The organism is Henriciella pelagia, from assembly GCF_002088945.1.
Taxonomy (GTDB): Bacteria; Pseudomonadota; Alphaproteobacteria; order Caulobacterales; family Hyphomonadaceae; genus Henriciella; species Henriciella pelagia.
The window spans coordinates 132004-151174 of record NZ_NCSU01000011.1; the positions used below are offsets into that span (position 1 = coordinate 132004).

Genomic DNA, 19171 nt, shown 5'->3' on the forward strand with positions numbered 1-19171 from the left:
GATTGACCGCTTCTGAAGACAAGCCGAAGAAAAGTCGCCAGCTCAAACTCGACTTCCCTGAATCTGTTCTGACGCTGGAAACGCTTTCTGTCACGGCATGCAACCGGACGGCGATCGCGACGCTGAAGCGCTGGCCTGACTGGCGCATGCCTGCGCTTGCCCTGGTTGGCGGGCCAAAATCGGGTCTGACCACGGCGGCCGCCGCCTGGACTGAGCATGCAGGCGGCGTGCTCTTGTCGGCCAAGGCGTTCGACAAGTTGTCCCATAAGAAACTTGAAAAACTGGCCAGCCAGCCCTTCGCGATCGACGTCGCGCAGGATGTCCGCAATGAGGACAATCTGCTTTCGGCGATCAATCTCACAGCGCGCGCAGGCGGGTCACTGCTCCTCACAGGAAATACTGCGCCGGCCCAGTGGCGCGTGAAGCTTCCGGATCTGGCATCGCGTCTTAAATCCATGACGCTGGTCGAACTCGCACCGCCTGACGACGAGATGGTCTCCATCCGGCTGAAACGGGCCATGAAGCGCCGCTACCTGAAACTGCCGAGTGAAGTTGAGACTTACCTCCTCGCCCGCATTGAGCGCAGCTACATTGCCATAGAAACTTTCGTTGAAAATCTTCACGAGATGATAGATGGCCGTGAGGTAACCGTTCCGCTCAGCCGGGAAGTTCTGGATGAGATGGACGGAACGCGACCGCTATTCGAAGATGAGGATGACTGATGCCCGAGGCTGCTGAGACCGATGAAAAGACTGCAGCGGTTCTCATGAAAAGCCCCGACCGGTTTCTGAACCGGGAATTATCCTGGCTCCGCTTCAATGAGCGCGTCCTCGAGGAAGCCCACAACATTTCCCACCCCCTGCTTGAGCGGCTCCGTTTCCTGTCGATCTCGGCGAACAATCTCGATGAGTTCTTCATGGTGCGCTATGCGGGCCTGCGCGAGCAGTATCGTGCAGGCGTGACCAAGGTCAGCCAGGAGGGCATGACGCCCGGCCAGCAGGTCGAAGCCATTGAGAAGCAGTCTGCCTCCCTGATGGAAGCCCAGCAGGCCTGCTGGAAAGAGCTCAGGGATCTTCTGGCTGAGGAGAAAATCCATGTGGAGCCAACTTCGGAGCTGTCCAAGGCTGACCTGAAGTGGCTCAAAACTCACTTCGCAGACAATGTCTTTCCCATCCTGACACCCCAGGCGGTCGACCCGGCGCACCCGTTTCCCTTCATTCCGAATCTCGGCTTTGCGGTGGCCTTCCAGCTAGTTCCTGACCAGCCGGGCGCTGAAGCTATGGTCGGCCTCGTGCCAATGCCGGCATTCTCGCCCCGTTTCATCCGGCTGCCGGACAAGGCTAAGCAGGGTATTCGTTTCATCCGGCTGGAAAGCGTGATTGCCGAATTCATGGACATGCTGTTTCCCGGCTACACATCAACGGGGCACTGCGTCTTCCGCATTGTTCGCGACAGCGATATCGAAATCGAGGAAGAGGCCGAAGACCTCATCCATGAGTTCGAGATCCTGCTGAAGCAACGCCGGCGAGGCCGGATCGTGCGTATCCATATCGACGGCGACGCCCCCGACCAGCTACGCGAATTCATCACCCGCGAGATCGGATCAGAGCCTCGCGACATCATGATCCTGCATGGCCTGCTCGGCATGAAGAGCCTGTCAGAACTGATTGTCGATGATCGGGCCGACCTGCAGTTCAAACTCTACGAGCCGCGCTATCCGGAACGCATTCGCGAGATGGGAGGCGACTGTTTCGCTTCGATCCGAGCCAAGGACTTCATCGTTCACCACCCTTATGAATCCTTCGACGTGGTCGTTCAGTTCATCCGGCAGGCGGCAATTGATCCGGACGTCATCGCCATCAAGCAGACCCTGTATCGCACGACGCTCAATTCGCCCATTGTCGCCGCGCTGACCGAAGCAGCCGAGATGGGCAAGAACGTCACCGCCCTGGTCGAAATCAAGGCACGCTTCGATGAGGAGACCAATCTTCGGCTGGCGCGCGATCTGGAGCGGGCAGGGGTGCAGGTCGTCTACGGCTTTATCGACTACAAGACCCACGCAAAGGTCTCGCTTGTCGTGCGGCGTGAAGGCTCGAAGCTGCAGACCTACACCCACTTTGGAACGGGAAACTATCACCCGGTGACGGCCCGCATCTACACAGACTTGTCGCTGTTCACCGCCGACGCAGCCCTAGGACGGGACGCCAACCGGCTTTTCAACTACATCACCGCCTATCGCGAACCGCCTGAAAATGCGCCAGATTTCGAGAAGATTTCGATGTCGCCGCGAACGCTTGAGAAGACGCTGGTCGATCTCATCGACAGGGAGGCCGCAAATGCCAGGGCTGGCAAGCCGAGCGGTGTTTGGGCAAAAATGAATTCGCTGGTGGACGGTGATGTCATTGATGCGCTTTACCGCGCCAGTCAGGCTGGCGTGCCGATCAATCTTGTCGTCCGCGGAATCTGCTGCTTGCGCCCGCAAGTGCCGGGTCTGTCTGAGAATATCAACGTCAAAAGCCTCATCGGGCGTTTCCTCGAACATTCGCGCATCGTCTGCTTCGCTAATGGCGAAAACCTGCCATCCGCCAAGGCCAGGGTCTTCATTTCTTCTGCGGACTGGATGCAGCGTAATCTCAAGCGGCGCGTTGAGGCGCTTGTGCCCATCGAAAACCCCACCGTACACCGGCAGGTCCTGAACCAGATCATGATCGCAAATCTCAATGATGACGAGCAAAGCTGGGAAATGGACGGCGACGGAAGCTTCTTCCGCCTGCGTCCGCCCGAACGCGGCGACGGCTTCAGTGCTCACCGTTACTTCATGGAAAATCCGAGCCTTTCAGGTCGCGGTAACGCGCTCGTCGTGAGTATCCCGCCGCGCCTGGCCCCGAAGAAGCGCAACAAGAAACAGAATGCTTAGATCCCTGTCACCGGAAAAGTCTGCCGTCGTCGATATTGGGTCGAACTCGGTCCGGCTTGTCATATACGAAGTGACCGGGTCGGCCGCGCTGCCGTATTTCAACGAGAAAGTGCTGGCTGGACTTGGCCGTGGACTGCCCGAAACGGGGCGTCTGTCCCCGGAAGGTGTGAACCAGGCCATTGCTGCGCTTCGCCGCTTTCGCGCCATCCTCACGGGTCTCAATGTCAACGAGGTGATCGCCGTTGCCACGGCAGCGGTCCGCGAAGCTGCCGACGGGCCGGAATTTGCCCGGCGCGCTGCGACGGAGCTCGGTGCAAAGCTCCGCATCCTGTCGGGGGCGGATGAGGGCCGGCTGTCATCGCTCGGCGTGAGGGTAGGGTTCGACATGCCGGACGGCATCGTTGGTGACCTTGGCGGCTCCAGCCTCGAATTCCAGCGCATCACCCCCGCCGGTCAGGACGGACTGGGAGAGACCCATCCGCTCGGCCCGTTCTCACTCTCCATGAGCGACGATACCCGGATTGCCGATCACCGGAAGGCAATCCGCCGCGTGCTCAGACAATCGGACATCCTCAAGTCGGGCGCGCGCCGCCTCTATGCCGTCGGAGGGTCATGGCGGGCGCTGGCGAGTGTACATATCGAACTGACGGCTTATCCGCTCGGCATCCTGCACGGCTACCGGATGAACGGATCGGCGATCCGCCTTCTGACCCGCGAAATCCTGTCGATCCAGCGCGACAAGGACATGGCGAGCCGGGTGTCTTCCATCGTCGGCCGCCGCTTCGACACCATCATCCATGCAGCGCTGGTCCTCGACGAAGTTTTCGATGCCGGCGAGTTCAAGGAAGTCGTGATCTCGGCAAATGGCCTCAGGGATGGCGTCCTGTTCGACCAGCGCGACCAGGTCCTGTTCGAATCGACGGGAAGCCCAGCTGGTGATCCATTGCTCGATGGGACGGCGGCGTTTCTGAGGCTGGACAAATCCCAGTATGAATTCGGCCTTGCCCTCTATGAATTCGTGCGACCCGTCCTGCCCAAATCAGTTGCCAAGCAGCGGATCTTCCGCGCGGCCTGTCTGATGGCTGATTGCGGCGGACGGTTCCATCCTGATCATCGTGCGGACATGGCCTATTACCTCATTCTCCGCTCGCCGATCCGCAGTATGTCGCATGAAGACCGCGTGCTTCTGGCTCATGCGACTGGCGCGCGCTACACGCACAAATTCCAGCGTCCGAAGGCCTTCACGCGGCTAGGCAGGGATTCCGACGATCATCTGGCCCGCGTCATGGGCGCGGCGATGCGGCTGGGCGCGGTCTACTCCGGCCGGACAGCCCCCTTGCTGAAGCAGATACGCCTGAGGACGACAAAATCGAAACTCGTCCTCGACGTCGTTCCAGGCTGTCAAGACATGGTTTCCGCGACCGTTCAGAAACGCCTAAGCCAGCTTGCGTCCATAATGGACCTCAATCCGGAAGTGTCGGTGCTGGAGTCGGCCAGTTCCTAGTGCTTCGGTTCGAACAGGCGCACCTGTCCGTCCTGGAATGACAGGGCGAGTTCGCCCGTCAGCAGCGCCCGCGCTTTCGTTCCAAAGACTTCGTTACGCCAGCCCGTGAGCGCTGGAATATCATTTGAGGTCTCACCGCGGGCGATTCGTTCGATATCGGCGGCGTTCGCAATGAGGCGCGGCACGACGTTGATATCATCACTGACAGCCTTCAGCAGCACCTTCAGCATTTCCGGTGCGCCTGCGGGTGTTTGAGGATTGTGCTGTCGTTTTGGAAGTTTCGGCGCATAGGCGTCGGGATCTGCAATTGCGGCTTCAACCGTTTCCAGCAGGCCGTCAGCGTTGCGAGACCGGATGAAGCCGTTCGGAACAGACCGAAGCCGGTCGAACTGTTCGGCGGTTTTCGGCTTCTGGTCGGCAATCTCCTGGATCGCTTCATCCTTCAGGATACGCCGTCTCGGCCGGTCAAGGGTCTGGGCCTGACGCTCGCGCCATTCGGCCACGGCCACGAACACAGCTAGGTAATCCTTGTGCGTCTTGCGGAATTTAAGCCGCTGCCACGCTTCCTTCGGGTCGGTGTTGTAGAGAGCTGCATCGGATATTGCTGCCATCTCATCTTCAATCCAGCCAAGCCGGCCGAGCTTCTCAAGCTCATTGTGCATCTGGATATAGGCATCACGAAGATGCGTGACATCGCCAAGCGCATAGGCGAGCTGCTTGTCCGAAAGCGGGCGGCGCTTCCAGTCGGTGAACTGGCTCGACTTGTCGATCTGGCGGCGCAGGGTGCGCTGGATGAGATTGTCATAGGAAATCGAATCGCCAAGACCCAGCGCCATCGCTGCAACCTGCGTATCAAAGACCGGCGCGGGCGGCGCACCGATCAGCTTGTTGAAGATCTCCATGTCCTGCCGCGCGGCGTGAAACACCTTCACGCGGCTGGTGTCCGCCATCAGGTCGAGGAAAGGTTTGAGGTCCAATCCTTTGACCATCGGGTCGATCAGGCCCTCGACACCGGGGGCCGACGCCTGGATGAGACACAGCTCCGGCCAGAAAGTGGTTTCGCGGTGAAATTCCGTATCGACGCAGATAAAATCGCTTTTCGACAGGGAATCGCAGAACTTTTGCAGTTCACCCTGTTCACTAATAGGCGTCAGTGTCTTGTCAGTCATGGCGCGCACGCGTATCGCATCCGCAGAACAAAGGCGAGAGGCTTGCTGGTCAAAAGCTTGTCTCAAATGAGAAAATCCTCGGAGCGATAGAATGCACGCATACCGCTCGCATACTTGCGGCGAACTTACGAAGTCTCACGTCGGGGAGACGGTGAAGCTGTCTGGGTGGCTGCACCGTCGCCGCGACCATGGCGGCGTTATCTTCATTGACCTGCGCGATCACTATGGGCTGACCCAGTGCGTGTTTAATCCGGGCTCGCCGGGATTTGAGACCGTTGAGCGCCTTCGTGCGGAAAGCGTCCTCACCGTGAACGGCAAGGTTGTTGCGCGCGATGAGTCGCTTGTGAACCCAAATCTCGAAACCGGCGAGATCGAAGTGGTCGCCGGCGAGGTGACGGTCCAGTCCGCCGCTGCTGAGCTGCCGCTGCCTGTGTTTGGTGAGCCGGAATACCCCGAAGAGGTCCGCCTTAAATACCGCTTCCTGGATCTGCGCCGGGAGACATTGCACGGTCATATCATGACGCGGACCAAGGTCATTTCCTCAATGCGCACCCGCATGCAGGACAAGGGCTTCACAGAGTTCCAGACCCCGATCCTGACGGCCTCCTCGCCGGAAGGCGCGCGCGACTTCCTCGTGCCGTCGCGCCTGCACCCCGGTGAGTTCTACGCCCTCCCGCAGGCCCCGCAGCAGTACAAGCAACTGCTCATGGTCTCTGGCTTCGACAAGTACTTCCAGATCGCGCCCTGCTTCCGCGACGAGGACCCGCGCGCCGACCGTTTCTATGGCGAATTCTACCAGCTCGACCTCGAAATGAGCTTCGTCACACAGGACGACCTCTTCGCAACGATGGAGCCTGTCTTCCGCGGCATCTTTGAGGAATTTGGCGAGGGCAAGCCGGTCACGCAGGAATTCCGCCGCATCCCGTATGATGAGGCCATGCGCAAATACGGCTCCGACAAGCCGGACCTTCGCATCCCGATCGAGATGGAGGCCGTCACCGAGCATTTCGCTGGCTCAGGCTTCAAGGTCTTCGCCGGCATGATTGAGCGCGACCCGAAAGTTGAAGTTTGGGCCATCCCGGCCAAGACGGGCGGCAGCCGCGCCTTCTGTGATCGTATGAATTCGTGGGCGCAGGGCGAGGGCCAGCCAGGCCTCGGTTATATCTTCTGGCGCGAGGAAGAGGGCGCCGTCGCTGGCGCAGGTCCAATCGCCAAAAATATCGGCCCAGAGCGCACCGAAGCCATTCGCGCGCAACTCGGTCTTGAAGCGGGCGATGCCTGCTTCTTCGCAGCTGGCGATCCGAAATCCTTCGCGACCTTTGCAGGCGCAGCCCGTGCCCGCGTCGGCGAGGAACTGAACCTTATCGACCGCGACCGGTTTGAGCTCGCCTGGATTGTCGACTTCCCCTTCTATGAATGGGACGAGGAAGAGAAGCGCATCGACTTCTCGCACAACCCGTTCTCCATGCCGCAGGGCGGTCTCGAAGCGTTCAACACTCAGGACCCACTCGACCTCAAGGCCTGGCAGTATGACCTTGTCTGCAACGGCTACGAGATCGTGTCGGGCGGTATCCGCAACCATGTGCCGGAGCTGATGGTGAAGGCGTTCGAGAAGGTCGGACTGTTCAAGCAGGACGTCGAGGATCGCTTCGGCGGCCTCTACCGCGCCTTCCAGTATGGCGCGCCTCCGCACGGCGGGATGGCGGCCGGTATCGACCGGATCGTGATGATCCTGTGCGGTGCGAAGAATCTGCGCGACATTGCGCTCTTCCCGATGAACCAGCAGGCCGTCGACCTGCTCATGGGCGCACCTGCACCGGCGGAAGATGCTCAGCTGAAAGAGCTCAATCTTCGCCTTGCACCGCAAGTGAAGAAAGACTGAAACAAAAAGGGCGCCTCACCGGGCGCCCTTTGCAATTCTGGTCTGCGCAGAACCTAGTCGAAATTCAGGGTGAACGTGCCCTCCAGCGGAGGGCAGGGTGAGAGCTCTACCCCGGCGGGCAGGATCGTTCCTGCTGCCGCGCAGCTGTTTTCGAAGTTTGCCGTCTCTAGGCCCGTCGCGCCGTCGAAGTTCACTTCACTAAGCCGCATACTGGACAGGTTGGCACCGCTCAGATCTGCGCCGGCAAATGTCGCGCCGGTCAGGACAGCATTGTAAAAAACGGCATTGTTGAGTTTGGCGTTGACGAAGCGTGCATTTCCAAGATTTGCACCTGAGAAGTCGGCTCTCTGGCCGAGAGCGCCGGAAAAATCAGTCCGCCGCGCTGTCGCGCCCGTCAGGATGGCACCCCGAAGTTTTGTGTCGGTCATGACAGCCCTGGACAGGTCAGCATTGCGCAAGCTTGCCTTGTCGAAGCGTGAGGTCTCAAGATGGGCGTCGATGAACTTTGCATCATCAAGCGTCGCTTGGCGAAAATCAGTGTTCAGAGCAACAGCGTTCGTAAAGACAACGCCGACGGCACGCGTGCCCCTCAAAAGGGACTCCGACAGATCAGTATCCGGATAATTCGCGCGCGATATGTCCCATCCGGACATGTTGCGGCCTCGCAGGTCGCACGCCTGGCATGACCCGCCATAAGACGGTGCCCAAGCAACATGATGACTGGATTCCTGCGCGTCCGCAGAGCCGTTCTGCGCCAGTACCAATGCTGCGATTGCTGCGATGGAAAAATTGAGGGCCGTGTTTCTCATGGCCATAATTTATTCGTCCTCCACCACTCAATTAACTTAATTCGGCGACAGACCGTGAAAGAGGTGTGGGGTGTTGCATGCGTGTCGCACCATCAGGGATGGTGGATCAGGCGCATGGCCGTACCTTTAGCCCCTCTGGAAGCATCGTCGAATTGTCCCCACATGCCCGATCCAACTGGTGTTGGGTAAGTCCCCGGGCGATAGAGAAATCAGCGCCAGAAATATTAACCTCTGTCAAGTTTGCGCCCGAGAAATCCGAGTTTCCGACATAGGCGCCTACCATGTTGGCGCGTGTCAGATCGGCGCCCGAAAAGTTGGACCGGTTGAAACGAACCCCGAACATGTTCGCAATGGAAAGATTGGCTCCCGACAGGTTCCAATCGTCAAACGTCGACAGTTGCATGTCGGACTGACGGAGTCTCGACTTTGAAACATCGACATTTTTTGCATCGAGGTAGGAAAGGTCTGCCTGAAAGAGGTTACATCCGATGCAGGATTGCCCAGCCTGCACCTTGCTGATCTCACTCGCGTCCTGCGCAAACGCGCTCGCGGACATGAAAAGGCCGGCGGCTGCGATAACAATTTGTTTCAACATGGAACACCTTAAGCGAGGGACGAAGGGTTTCGCCTTGCCCGTCGCAATCGGCTTGCCAGTTTCTATCGCGAAGTGAACGGGCCTGTTAACGCCTCAAGCTCTGTTACGCCCTCAGTTAAAGATGCTCTCCGGGCTGGTTTCCTCGCCGCACGTTTCGCAGTGAAGCGCTTCTTCTTCAGGGAGAGTCGTGAGCGTAAAACTCGCGCAATTGGGGCAGGGCTGTGCCAGGTAATCCGGATCACCTTCTGCAGGAGTCAGCAACTCCGGTTGGGCGGCGGCCTCGACGCGCTCGGCGCGTTTCTTGTCGAGAATGACGATATTGTCTGGTAGCTGGCCACGTGAAAATCCCCTTGAAATGAACTGCACCGCCTCGTCCGGCAGAGGCTGGGGGGCTTCGCGCGTGCCATCCTTCAGGCCGCGACCCAGCCCGTCATGGCTGACGTCAGCGCCAATTTCGGCAAGATCTTCTCGTGCGAGATACGAGATCGCGAGTTCACGGAAAATATAGTCAAGAATGGAAGTCGCTTTCGTGATCCTGTCATTGCCGGTCACGTCGCCGGCCGGCTCAAAACGGGTGAAAACAAACGCGTCCACATACTCGTCCAGTGGCACGCCGTATTGAAGGCCAAGCGACACGGCAATCGCAAAATTGTTCATCAGCGAACGGAAAGCAGCCCCTTCCTTGTGCATGTCGATGAAAATCTCTCCGAGCGAGCCATCGTCGAATTCGCCGGTATGAAGATAGACTTTGTGTCCGCCCACGGTCGCCTTCTGGATATAGCCCTTGCGCCGGTCTGGCAGCCGCGTGCGCTGGACCGGCGCAGAGCCGGGGCCCATGGTTGCGGCCGGGAGGTCGGGAATAGTGGCTTCGCGCTCATACTCTGCGGCAAGGTCTTCTGCGAGTGCGAGAATTTCAGACATCCGCTCTTCGGCCCGTTGGTCGACATGCTCTGGTTCTGCCCCAAGCCAGACGGACATCCCCGCGGCAATCGCTCTTTCCACGTCTTCTTCGGTCCACAAGGATGCATCGACGCATAGCATCGAATTGAGGTGCTTGCGCGCGAGCCGGACCGTTTCCAGGACAAATGAGGGTTCGTCGGGGATCGTCAGTCCGGCTGTCTCGAAGACGCTCAGCACGGCCTTTTCAATCGCTCCGTCGGACGCCGCCTCTGCAGCGGTGATGGCACCGTCAGAGAACCCGATCGCTTTCAGCAGGGCGACGCCATCTGTATCAAAGGCCTCCGGCGTGAGCTTCAGGTCCCGGGTCAGGACATCATCGCCCAGCACCCATCGCGAAAAGGCGGCGCTGAAGGGCAGGCCTTCGGCGATGGCATTGCGAAGCCGCGCTATGGCTTCGTCTGAGAAGCCGCGCAGGCGCAGGGATTCTGTATTGATTTCAGGAAGGTGATCCAGGTTGCCCCCCTGATCGATGGCCGCCTGGACTTGATCCACCGTCTCCTGTCCCCGCGCGGCCACTGCAAGGGCCGCTGCCGGCGCGAGCTGGGTGATCCCGTCTTCATCCGAAAGCGTCAGGGCGGGCGCGCCATCCAGTCCATCGCTCGCAGGCGCAAAGCCAAGATCGGCATCCGGACGCAGCGGTGCGATAGCGATGATCAGATTCCGGTTCACGGAAATGTCGGGCGCTCCCGGCAGTCCGAGCCGGACAGCGTCAGCCTTGGTCAGACTGGTGCTGCTCGTCATCGCACCCATCAAGGCAAGAAGGGCCGCCGCCCGCTTGGCGCAATCGGCCTCGCCCTGAGACTCCAGAGCCAGCGCCGCTGCTCGCACGCCATGCAGAAGCACGACCATCTGTTCGGGCGAACCGGCAGACAGATACACCGAAGACAGCGTGTCTGCGGCAAGTTGCGCCTCGAAGCCGGATTCGGACGTGAAGGCGGACAGGTCGATGGCGACGGCGGGCGTGGATGCGCCGAATTCGGGCGCTATCCCGGCCCAGATGCTGATGCCTTTGCGGCGGCACATGGAGAGCGGCTCACCGAGGCTGTTGACGCGCTCACCAGACAGGCCGACCGGTGCCTGGGCAAGCGGAGTCATCGCCTGTTCGCGCAATTGCTGTTCCAGTCCGGCAAATCCCCGTTCATGCTGCAGGCCGGCCTCGACGAGGGGCTGCGGTAGGCCGGCAAGCATCGCCTCGGCGATCTGCGCATTGCGTGGCCGCGCACCGAGCTGCTCGACAAGGTCTGCCATGCCTAGCGTTGTCCGTTTTGAGAGCTCCATCGTCTCGCGTTTCCGGACAGCAAGGTCAATCGCATCGCTTTCATGCCCTTCCGGAGCCATGACGGGCAGGGCAACAAGGTCGTCAAGTCGGCACACCGGGCTGATCCGGCCATCGGCGAGCGCCGCCTGTAGCAATCCTGGTTTTCCGGCTGACTGGCTCATGGCTTACTCCCGAAGGTCGCGGTTACCGTTTGCGATGTGACCACACGCCAACTGGTGTTCTGCGGTCTTGACGGTAGGGTTCAGATATTGTGTGGCCATGCATAACTGGATTCGCGACATGGCTTGCCCCATATTCCAGTACGACTGAAAGATTCGAGGTCTCGAGAAATGTTCAAGCTCTTCACCTGGTGGAACGGCGTCACGCCGGGCGGCTGGTTCGATATCAAGCGTCGCAGCACGCATGTCGGTACCGACGAATACGGCAACAAGTATTATGAAGACCGCAAGAAATCTGTGGAAGGCCGCCACCGGCGCTACGTGATCTATGAAGGTCTCGCTGAACCATCAAAGGTTCCGGCAGACTGGCATGGCTGGTTGCACTACACCTTTGATGAGCCGCCAACCGAAGCGCCGCTCAATCGCCGGGCCTGGGAAACAGACCATAAGCCCAACATGACAGGAACGCTGTTTGCCTACCGTCCGAAGGGCGCGATCAGCGAAGGCGGTGATCGGCGCAAGGCAGACGGCGATTACGAGGCCTGGACGCCAGATGCGTGAATCCATCCTCGAAACCCTGATCGGCGCGGTCGTCCTGGTTGTTGCTGGCGTTTTCCTGTGGTTTGCCATGGCGCGCGGCGGTGAAGCCTCATCTTCGCCATCGGGCAGCGTCGAAATCGGTGCGCGCTTCAACAGCGTTAGCGGTGTCAGCGCCGGAACGGATGTCCGCATGGCGGGTGTGAAGGTTGGCACCGTCCGCAAGATCGGTCTCGATGTTGAGCGCGCTGAAGCGCTCGTCACCATGGCGATCTCCCGGGATCTGGTGCCGCTCGAAGACGGCACCTCTGCGCGGATCCAGGCCGAGGGTCTGCTCGGCGGCAATTATATCAACCTTGAGCCGGCTGCTGGCTTCGGCACCATCGAGCCATGCCCGGAAGGCGAAAAGCTTTTCGGCGAAACGGGCTGCGGTGAAATTCTTTATACTCAGGGCAGTGTCGACCTGCTGACTCTGTTTGCATCCTTCGCGAGCGGTTCTGGCGGTGATGATGGATCCGATACCGGCGCGTCATCCGATTATGAAGACGATGCGCCCTCGCTTAGCGCCTTTGGCGACGACGAAGGTCAGGACAACGCAGTTGAGGACACAGAATCTCCCGATTCATCGACTGAAATCGATGAAACCGGTCCAGAGCTGGGTAATTCAGGAGATCGATAAGTGCGTCTCACGCCATATCTTGCTGCAGCGCTGATTGCAGGAGCGACCGCTCTGCCATCGGCTGCCGTCAGCTACAATCAGGAGCAGACGGCGACCTTGCGGGCGCTCGACAAGATTACGGGCCGCTCAACCGACTTTGAAATCAAGGTCGGCGAGCCTGTCATCTACGGCTCGCTAAAGATCGACCTTGAGGTCTGCTTCCAGACACCGCCCGAAGAACCGCCGGAATCGGCTGCCTTCCTGCAGATTGAAACTGCGACGGCGACCCGCATGCAGTCGATGACCGAGCCGCAGCTCGCGAGCGATGTAGAGTCGTCCAGTACAGGTGATGACGCTGACGATCCGGCTGAAACGCTGTTCTCGGGATGGATGTTTGCATCGACGCCCGGCCTCAGCGCGCTCGAGCATCCCGTCTACGACGTCTGGGTGATCAGGTGCACCGAACGCTCGCCCGTTAGCCCGTCGACACCAGCGGCGCCGGAAGAGTAGAAGTCGGCCTCCCTGGAGAGCGCGGCCTTTAACATCACCATGAACTCGGCCTTGGGAATCTCCTGCAGGCCAAACTGCTCAAGGTGAGGATTGTGGAACTGCGCGTCGAGCAGGTCGAACCCGCCTTCGATCAGCCGCGCCACGAGGTGAACCAGCGCGATCTTTGACGCATCCGTTGCGCGCGAGAACATGCTCTCGCCGAAGAATGCGGCACCGAGCTTCACACCGTAGAGACCTCCCACCAGTTGGCCTTCATCATTCCAGCATTCGATGGAGTGGGCGTGTCCTTCGCGATGAAGCGCGCCATAGATGTTCTGGATCTGCGTATTGATCCAGGTGGTGGGCCGGTCGGGCTGTTCCTCGGCGCAGGCATCAATGACGCGATTGAATGCGGTGTCGACCGTCACCTTGTACGGCATCTGCCGCACTGTCCGTTTCAGGCGGCGCGGAATATGGAACCCCCTGAGTGGCAGGACACCGCGCTCGGCTGGTGAGATGAGAAACAGTGTCTCATCCTCACGGGAATCGGCCATGGGAAAGACGCCGCGACGATAGAAGTCGAGGACCATCTCCGTATCAATGCGTTCAGACATGCTGACCCGGACAATTACCCCTTGGCGAGAAATTTCTCCAGCCAGTGGATATTGTAATTGCCATCGACGACATCCTTGGCGTCGACCAGGCGCTGGTGCAGGGGCAGGGTCGTATTGACGCCGCCAACCACCATCTCATCGAGCGCCCTGCGCAGACGCATGATACATTCGTTCCGGGTGCGGCCATGGACAATGAGCTTGCCGATCATCGAGTCGTAATTTGGTGGAATGCGGTAACCCGCATAGGCCGCACTGTCGACCCGCACGTCCGGGCCTCCTGGCGCATGAAATTCCGTAATCATGCCGGGTGACGGTACGAATGTTTCCGGATGTTCAGCATTGATCCGGCACTCGATGGCATGACCGACGAGCATCACGTCTTCCTGGCTGAAAGACAGCTTCTTTCCGTCAGCTATGCGAATTTGTTCACGCACAAGATCAATGCCCGTGATCATCTCTGTGACCGGGTGCTCGACCTGCAGGCGCGTGTTCATCTCGATGAAATAGAAGTTTCCGTCTTCATAGAGGAATTCCATCGTGCCTGCGCCCAGATAGCCAATCTTGGCCACGGCCCTGGCGACGATCGTGCCGATCTCTTCGCGCTGCGCCTGGTTAAGGGCAGGCGATGGGGCCTCTTCGAAAACCTTCTGGTGGCGGCGTTGCAGCGAGCAATCGCGCTCCCACAGATGCGCAACGTTTCCATGGCTGTCGGCGATCACCTGGATTTCGATGTGGCGCGGCTTGCCGAGATACTTCTCGAGATAGACCGCATCGTCGCCGAAAGCAGCCTTGGCTTCGGTCTTCGCCGTGCGGACGGCGTTTTCAAGGTCTTTCTCGGTCTGGGCAACCTTCATGCCCCGCCCACCGCCGCCGGCAGCGGCCTTCACGAGCACAGGATAGCCGATCTTCTTGGCGATCTTCTTGGCTTCGCTGATGCTTCCCACACCGCCATCGGACCCTGGAACACATGGCACGCCAGCATCGATCATCGCCTGCTTGGCGGCGATCTTGTCGCCCATGGTGCGGATGTGCTCGGCTTTGGGGCCAATGAAGATCAGCCCGTGCGCCTCGACCATTTCGGCGAACTGCGCGTTCTCCGAAAGAAAGCCGTAGCCGGGGTGAATCGCATCGGCATTGGTGATTTCGGCTGCCGCCAGGATTCGTGATTTCTTGAGATACGATTCGCTGGATGGTGCTGGGCCGATACAGACGCTTTCATCGGCCAGCCGAACGGCCATCGCATCGCGGTCGGCCTCGGAATGCACCACGACTGTCGCAAGGCCCATTTCCTTGCAGGCGCGGTGGATGCGCAGGGCAATCTCGCCGCGATTGGCGATCAGAACTTTCTCGATCATGCCGTCGTCCTTATTCGATGACGATCAGGGGTTCGCCGAATTCTACTGGCTGAGCGTCTGCCACGATGATTTCCTTCACTGTGCCGGCAGCGGGAGCTTCGACCGGATTGAAGGTCTTCATGGCTTCGACAAGCATCAGCGTGTCGCCTTTCTTCACCTTGTCGCCAACCGCTACGAAAGGCTTCGAGCCGGGCTCTGGCGACAGGTACACAGTACCGACCATGGGGCTTGTCACGGCATTGGCGTGAGACGCCGCGGCGGGGGCAGCGGCTGCTGCCGGAGCGGCTGCGGCTGGTGCTGGTGCTGCGGCAGACGCGGCCGCGACTGGAGCCGGAGCGGCGTACTGGATCGCGGCCGGTGCATTCGGGCTCGATTTGCTGACCCGTATCCGCAGGCCCTCATGTTCGATTTCGACCTCGCCTAGATCTGCATCGCGCAGGATGGAAGCGAGCTCTCTAACAAGGCCTGTATCAAGGCCGGTCTTTGCCGTGCTCATAGATGGTGTGTCCTCAAGCTGTCATTTTTATCGCGGCATCTAGTGCAAAGTGATAACCGCGAGACCCCAGTCCTGCAATCGTTGCGGTGGCTGCGGGCGCTACATAATTGGTTTGCCGAAAGGGTTCCCTCGCGGCTGGATTTGAAAGGTGAACCTCAATGATGGGCAGGGTGCAAGCGCGCAGTGCATCGTGCAGTGCAACGGACGTGTGCGTATAGGCGCCCGCATTCAGGATCAGCGCGCTGGCCTCCCGGTTGGCTTCCTGTACCCAGTCCACTAATTGGCCCTCGGAATTGGTCTGACGGAAGTCGATATCGCGATTCCCGGCCTGCTTGCGCATCGAGTCGCGAATATCGTCCAGCGTCTCATGCCCATAAATTTCAGGCTCGCGTGAGCCCAGAAGGTTGAGGTTGGGCCCATTAAGGACATAAATCGGCTTCGTCATGCTGCAGGTCTTGCTCTGCTTTCTCTGACAAGGCAAGGCGTGCGCAGAAGATGGAAAGGCAGCCCATGCAGGTTTTCGTGAATGGAGATGCGATGGAAATCGTTGAAGGCGCCACTGTGGCAGATCTGGTCAGGCAACTGACCGATGATCCGCGCGGCATGGCGATCGAACGAAATCGCGAAATCGTCCCGAAATCTGCTCACGCCACGACGCAGCTCGCAGACGGGGACAGGCTGGAAGTTGTCCAGTTTGTCGGTGGCGGCTGAACAAGGATTATTCAATGAGCGATACACTCACCATTGCGGGACGGGAGTTTTCCTCGCGTCTCATCGTCGGAACGGGCAAATACAAGTCATATGCCCAGAATGCCGAGGCTGCACGTGCAGCAGGGGCAGAGATGGTCACGGTGGCGCTGCGCCGCGTGAACTGGTCAAACCCTGACGAAGAGCGCCTGCAGGACCATCTGAAGCCCGACGAATTCATCTACCTCCCGAACACGGCGGGCTGTTTTACTGCAGACGATGCAGTCCGAACCCTCCGTCTGGCACGCGAAGCCGGCGGCTGGGACCTCGTCAAGCTGGAAGTCCTGGCCGACCAGAAGACGCTCTATCCTGACATGGAAGAGACGCTGAAGGCGGCAAAAGCGCTCATCGCCGATGGCTTCGAAGTCATGGTCTATTGCTCGGATGACCCGGTGTATGCCCGTAAGCTCGAAGAGGCCGGCTGCTGTGCCATCATGCCGCTTGGCAGCCTGATCGGTTCGGGCCTTGGCATCCAGAACCCGCTCAACATCCGCCTCATCGTGGAGCAGGCCCGCGTGCCTGTCATCGTCGATGCAGGCGTCGGCACCGCTTCAGATGCGGCGCAGGCCATGGAGCTTGGCTGTGATGGTGTCCTGATGAACACCGCCATTGCCGAGGCGAAGGATCCGATTCGCATGGCGCGGGCCATGAAGCATGCGGTGATCGCGGGAAGAGAAGCCTATCTGGCGGGCCGGATGGGCCGCAAACGCTATGCAGACCCGTCCTCACCCCTGGCAGGGCTGATCTGATCAGCCGATTTCAGCGAGCGCGTTCTCGATCATCATGTTGACCCGGCTCTGGTCCGCGCCAGGAACGAATTCGTCGCCGACGAAGAAGGCTGGCGTACCATCGACGCCGATCTTGCGGGCGAGGCTCTTATTGTCTGCCACGACCTTCTGAAGCTTCACGGACTCCATGTCGGCGCGCATTTTGTCGACGTTGACGCCGGCGCGCTCGGCGGCAGCATCGATGTCATCCTTGTCAAAGCCGGTCGAATTGTCGAGCTGCATGAGTTCGCGGTGCATTTCGGCGTATTTGCCTTGTTCCCCCGCTGCGAGCGCTGCGAGCGCGGCTTTTTCGCTCTCGGCAGTCAGGATTGGAAACTCCTTGAAGACGACGCGAACCTTGTTGTCATATTTTTCCGGCAGCGCCATCGTCCATTCCATGGACCGCTTGCAGTAGCCGCAGCGATAATCGAAGAATTCGACCAATGTGACTGGCGCGTCTTCCGGGCCAATGGCGAAGTCGTTCTTGCTCTTGTAGATCAGGTCATGATTGTCGGTGATCGCCTTGCGCGCTGCTGCCGCTTCTTCCTCGGCCTTTTTCTCGGAAAGCGCGATGAGCGCCTCTTCGATGATTTCCGGGTTTTCGAGGATGTAGTCGCGCACGATCTTCTCGATCGCAGACTTGTTGGTGAGATCGACATCGCCCTGCGCGCAAGCCGGGGTAAGAGCGACAAGTGCCAGTGCTGTGAGCGGAGCAAGTTTACGGGTCATTCGAATGGCCTTGGTCTGGTGTTTCATCGGGCGTTTCCTAACGCCAATAAGTTGACGCGGCCTCAACTTCGAGAGGCGGGCATCTGACATTTGCGTGAAGGTGGCGATTCTAGCCACGCCGCCAATAGTCGCGATTCTCCGGCAGGGCAGGGTCTGTGACGTTGCGAATATCGTTCGCGCGGCGCGATTCGAAGGAGTTCTTCGGAAGGTCCTGAAGCGCCCGCTGGGCGAAGATATAGGCGCGCTGATAGTCGCCGATATGATAGGCGGACTCCGCTGTCGCAAGTTCAGCTTCCGGACGCCGGTCCTGCTTTTCCAATGCGATGGCAAGCTGCGACCAGGCGAATGAATTGTTTGGTTCCGTGATCAGCGCATCGCGCAGGGCTTCTTCGCCTGCTTCCACATCGCCTTCATCGGCCCGTGCGATCAGCGAACGCGCATAATTGATGAGCAGCAAGGGATGATCTGGAAGGAATTCCAGCGACTTGGCATGCGGTTCCACCGACTCTGCCGCCTTGCCCATTTCAAACAGAGCCTGGCCTTTCACTTCCCAGTAATAGGGGTTTTCCGGAAATTCCTCGAGCAGCGAGTCGATTTCCCTAAGCGTACCAGTGAGGTCAGCCGACTGCATGGAGGCGATCGCGCGGGCATAGCGTGCCGCTTCGCTGTCGTCACCCGGCGGGTATTTCTGGTAAACCCGGGCCAGCGGTTCAAGAAAACCAATCAGCTTGGCTTGCATCAGCTCAAACTGGCGTTGCGTCTTCGGATCGGTCGGCACATCCATCAGGCCGGTGTCCTGCGCAAGGGCACGGGTCGTGCGGATACGGTCAGACGCCAGCGGGTGAGAGCGGAAATAAGGGTACCGGCGCGCCTCCGACAGCACTTCCTGATAGCGATACTTGTCGAAGAATTCCACGATGCCTGCGGGCGACTGGCCGAGTTCGGCGAGGTAGGACACGGCCGCTGCGTCGGCGGTCGCTTCTTCTGCGCGAGTGTGAACGAAAAAGTTGAGGGCAGCAAATTGCTGCGAGCTGGCGATCAGCGCTGCGCCAGCATCGCCAGCGCCAGCTGCAATGGCGAGCACGCCAAGACCGATCGAGACAAGCGCGGGGCGGCTGGCCACAGAGGCTGCGCGACTGCGTGAGACCGTGTGGCCGCAGGCAATGTGGCAGGTTTCGTGGGCGATGACGCCTTTCAGCTGCTCCGGCGTGTCGGCCGCAATCAGCAGGCCAGTATGCAAGTGGATGCGCTGTCCGTTCGCGACAAAGGCGTTCAGGCTCGGATCATTGATGATGTACAGGCCGACATCCTGCGGCTTCAGACCAGCAACATCGAGAATCGGATCGGTCCACTCGCGTAGCGTGGTCTCGATCTCTGCATCGCGGATCAGGCTCTGGGCGCTTGCCGTTGCAACGCAGGCGACGGCGGCGATGGCGGCAAGGGCGGTCTTGAAGAGACGGAACGTCATTTGTTGGCCTCGAATGTCTTGAACGCCAGCCTAGGCAA

19 protein-coding genes are annotated in these 19171 nt (G+C 59.6%); 9 read left to right on the plus strand and 10 right to left on the minus strand.

The features are described from left to right. Positions 1-2 precede the first annotated feature (2 nt). From B8746_RS10120 to B8746_RS10130, 3 genes are read left to right on the plus strand one after another with little or no spacing between them, the layout of a single operon-like run. Positions 3-722, plus strand: a complete 720-nt coding sequence (locus B8746_RS10120; RefSeq protein ID WP_084393572.1) for a P-loop NTPase family protein — start codon at positions 3-5, stop codon at positions 720-722. After that, positions 722-2917: an RNA degradosome polyphosphate kinase gene (locus B8746_RS10125; protein ID WP_084393573.1), complete on the plus strand. Its 2196-nt coding sequence runs from the start codon at positions 722-724 to the stop codon at positions 2915-2917. The genes B8746_RS10120 and B8746_RS10125 overlap by 1 nt, the downstream gene beginning before the upstream one ends. Beyond that, positions 2910-4421, plus strand: a complete 1512-nt coding sequence (locus tag B8746_RS10130; RefSeq protein WP_084393574.1) for a Ppx/GppA phosphatase family protein — start codon at positions 2910-2912, stop codon at positions 4419-4421. The genes B8746_RS10125 and B8746_RS10130 overlap by 8 nt, the downstream gene beginning before the upstream one ends. Here the strand turns inward: B8746_RS10130 and rnd are convergent. After that, positions 4418-5590 (minus strand): ribonuclease D, encoded by a 1173-nt coding sequence (gene rnd / locus B8746_RS10135; protein WP_084393575.1) that lies wholly within the window; start codon positions 5588-5590, stop codon positions 4418-4420. The two genes, B8746_RS10130 and rnd, sit on opposite strands and share 4 nt — an antisense overlap. Before the next feature lie 91 nt (positions 5591-5681). On the opposite strand from rnd, the gene aspS reads away from it, so the two are divergent. After that, positions 5682-7472, plus strand: a complete 1791-nt coding sequence (aspS, locus tag B8746_RS10140; RefSeq protein WP_084393576.1) for an aspartate--tRNA ligase — start codon at positions 5682-5684, stop codon at positions 7470-7472. 53 nt (positions 7473-7525) lie between these two features. On the opposite strand, the gene B8746_RS10145 is transcribed toward aspS, so the two are convergent. The 3 genes from B8746_RS10145 to B8746_RS17255 form a co-directional block, all read right to left on the minus strand. Beyond that, a complete protein-coding gene (locus tag B8746_RS10145; protein ID WP_084393577.1) occupies positions 7526-8287 on the minus strand; it encodes a pentapeptide repeat-containing protein in 762 nt (253 codons plus the stop codon). Positions 8288-8387: 100 nt separating this feature from the next. Then, complete coding sequence (locus B8746_RS10150) at positions 8388-8876, minus strand: pentapeptide repeat-containing protein (protein ID WP_084393578.1); 489 nt, start codon at positions 8874-8876, stop codon at positions 8388-8390. Between the two features lie 111 nt (positions 8877-8987). Next, positions 8988-11276 (minus strand): TSCPD domain-containing protein, encoded by a 2289-nt coding sequence (locus tag B8746_RS17255; protein WP_198943724.1) that lies wholly within the window; start codon positions 11274-11276, stop codon positions 8988-8990. 168 nt (positions 11277-11444) lie between these two features. Between B8746_RS17255 and B8746_RS10160 the strand changes: the two genes are divergently transcribed. The 3 genes from B8746_RS10160 to B8746_RS10170 are packed head-to-tail and all read left to right on the plus strand — an operon-like array spanning position 11445 to position 12978. Beyond that, on the plus strand, positions 11445-11834 hold the full coding sequence (locus tag B8746_RS10160) for an NADH:ubiquinone oxidoreductase subunit NDUFA12 (RefSeq protein ID WP_084393579.1): 390 nt from the start codon (positions 11445-11447) through the stop codon (positions 11832-11834). Continuing rightward, positions 11827-12489, plus strand: coding sequence for an MlaD family protein (locus tag B8746_RS10165; protein WP_084393580.1), 663 nt, complete (start codon positions 11827-11829; stop codon positions 12487-12489). Before B8746_RS10160 ends, B8746_RS10165 begins: the two co-directional genes overlap by 8 nt. Continuing rightward, on the plus strand, positions 12490-12978 hold the full coding sequence (locus B8746_RS10170; RefSeq protein WP_198943725.1) for a DUF2155 domain-containing protein: 489 nt from the start codon (positions 12490-12492) through the stop codon (positions 12976-12978). It begins immediately after the preceding gene. Here the strand turns inward: B8746_RS10170 and aat are convergent. Genes aat through aroQ form a run of 4 tightly spaced genes read right to left on the minus strand, consistent with a single transcriptional unit; the run spans position 12903 to position 15867 of the window. Next, positions 12903-13571, minus strand: coding sequence for a leucyl/phenylalanyl-tRNA--protein transferase (aat, locus tag B8746_RS10175; protein WP_084393581.1), 669 nt, complete (start codon positions 13569-13571; stop codon positions 12903-12905). The genes B8746_RS10170 and aat overlap by 76 nt on opposite strands. Before the next feature lie 14 nt (positions 13572-13585). Next, positions 13586-14926: an acetyl-CoA carboxylase biotin carboxylase subunit gene (gene accC / locus B8746_RS10180; RefSeq protein ID WP_084393582.1), complete on the minus strand. Its 1341-nt coding sequence runs from the start codon at positions 14924-14926 to the stop codon at positions 13586-13588. Positions 14927-14936: 10 nt separating this feature from the next. After that, positions 14937-15422, minus strand: coding sequence for an acetyl-CoA carboxylase biotin carboxyl carrier protein (accB, locus tag B8746_RS10185; protein ID WP_084393583.1), 486 nt, complete (start codon positions 15420-15422; stop codon positions 14937-14939). A 13-nt stretch (positions 15423-15435) separates the two neighbouring features. After that, complete coding sequence (gene aroQ, locus B8746_RS10190) at positions 15436-15867, minus strand: type II 3-dehydroquinate dehydratase (RefSeq protein ID WP_084393584.1); 432 nt, start codon at positions 15865-15867, stop codon at positions 15436-15438. Positions 15868-15932: 65 nt separating this feature from the next. Between aroQ and thiS the strand changes: the two genes are divergently transcribed. Next, complete coding sequence (gene thiS, locus B8746_RS10195; protein WP_084393585.1) at positions 15933-16133, plus strand: sulfur carrier protein ThiS; 201 nt, start codon at positions 15933-15935, stop codon at positions 16131-16133. A gap of 14 nt (positions 16134-16147) precedes the next feature. Continuing rightward, positions 16148-16918, plus strand: coding sequence for a thiazole synthase (locus B8746_RS10200; protein ID WP_084393586.1), 771 nt, complete (start codon positions 16148-16150; stop codon positions 16916-16918). Here B8746_RS10200 and B8746_RS10205 read toward each other — a convergent pair whose 3' ends face one another. Both B8746_RS10205 and B8746_RS10210 read right to left on the minus strand, forming a co-directional pair. Next, a complete protein-coding gene (locus B8746_RS10205; RefSeq protein WP_158084597.1) occupies positions 16919-17692 on the minus strand; it encodes a DsbA family protein in 774 nt (257 codons plus the stop codon). An 82-nt stretch (positions 17693-17774) separates the two neighbouring features. Next, the gene (locus B8746_RS10210) at positions 17775-19133 is read right to left on the minus strand and encodes a M48 family metalloprotease (protein WP_084393588.1); all 1359 of its coding nucleotides are present in this window, start codon (positions 19131-19133) and stop codon (positions 17775-17777) included. Between the last annotated feature and the right edge of the window lie 38 nt (positions 19134-19171).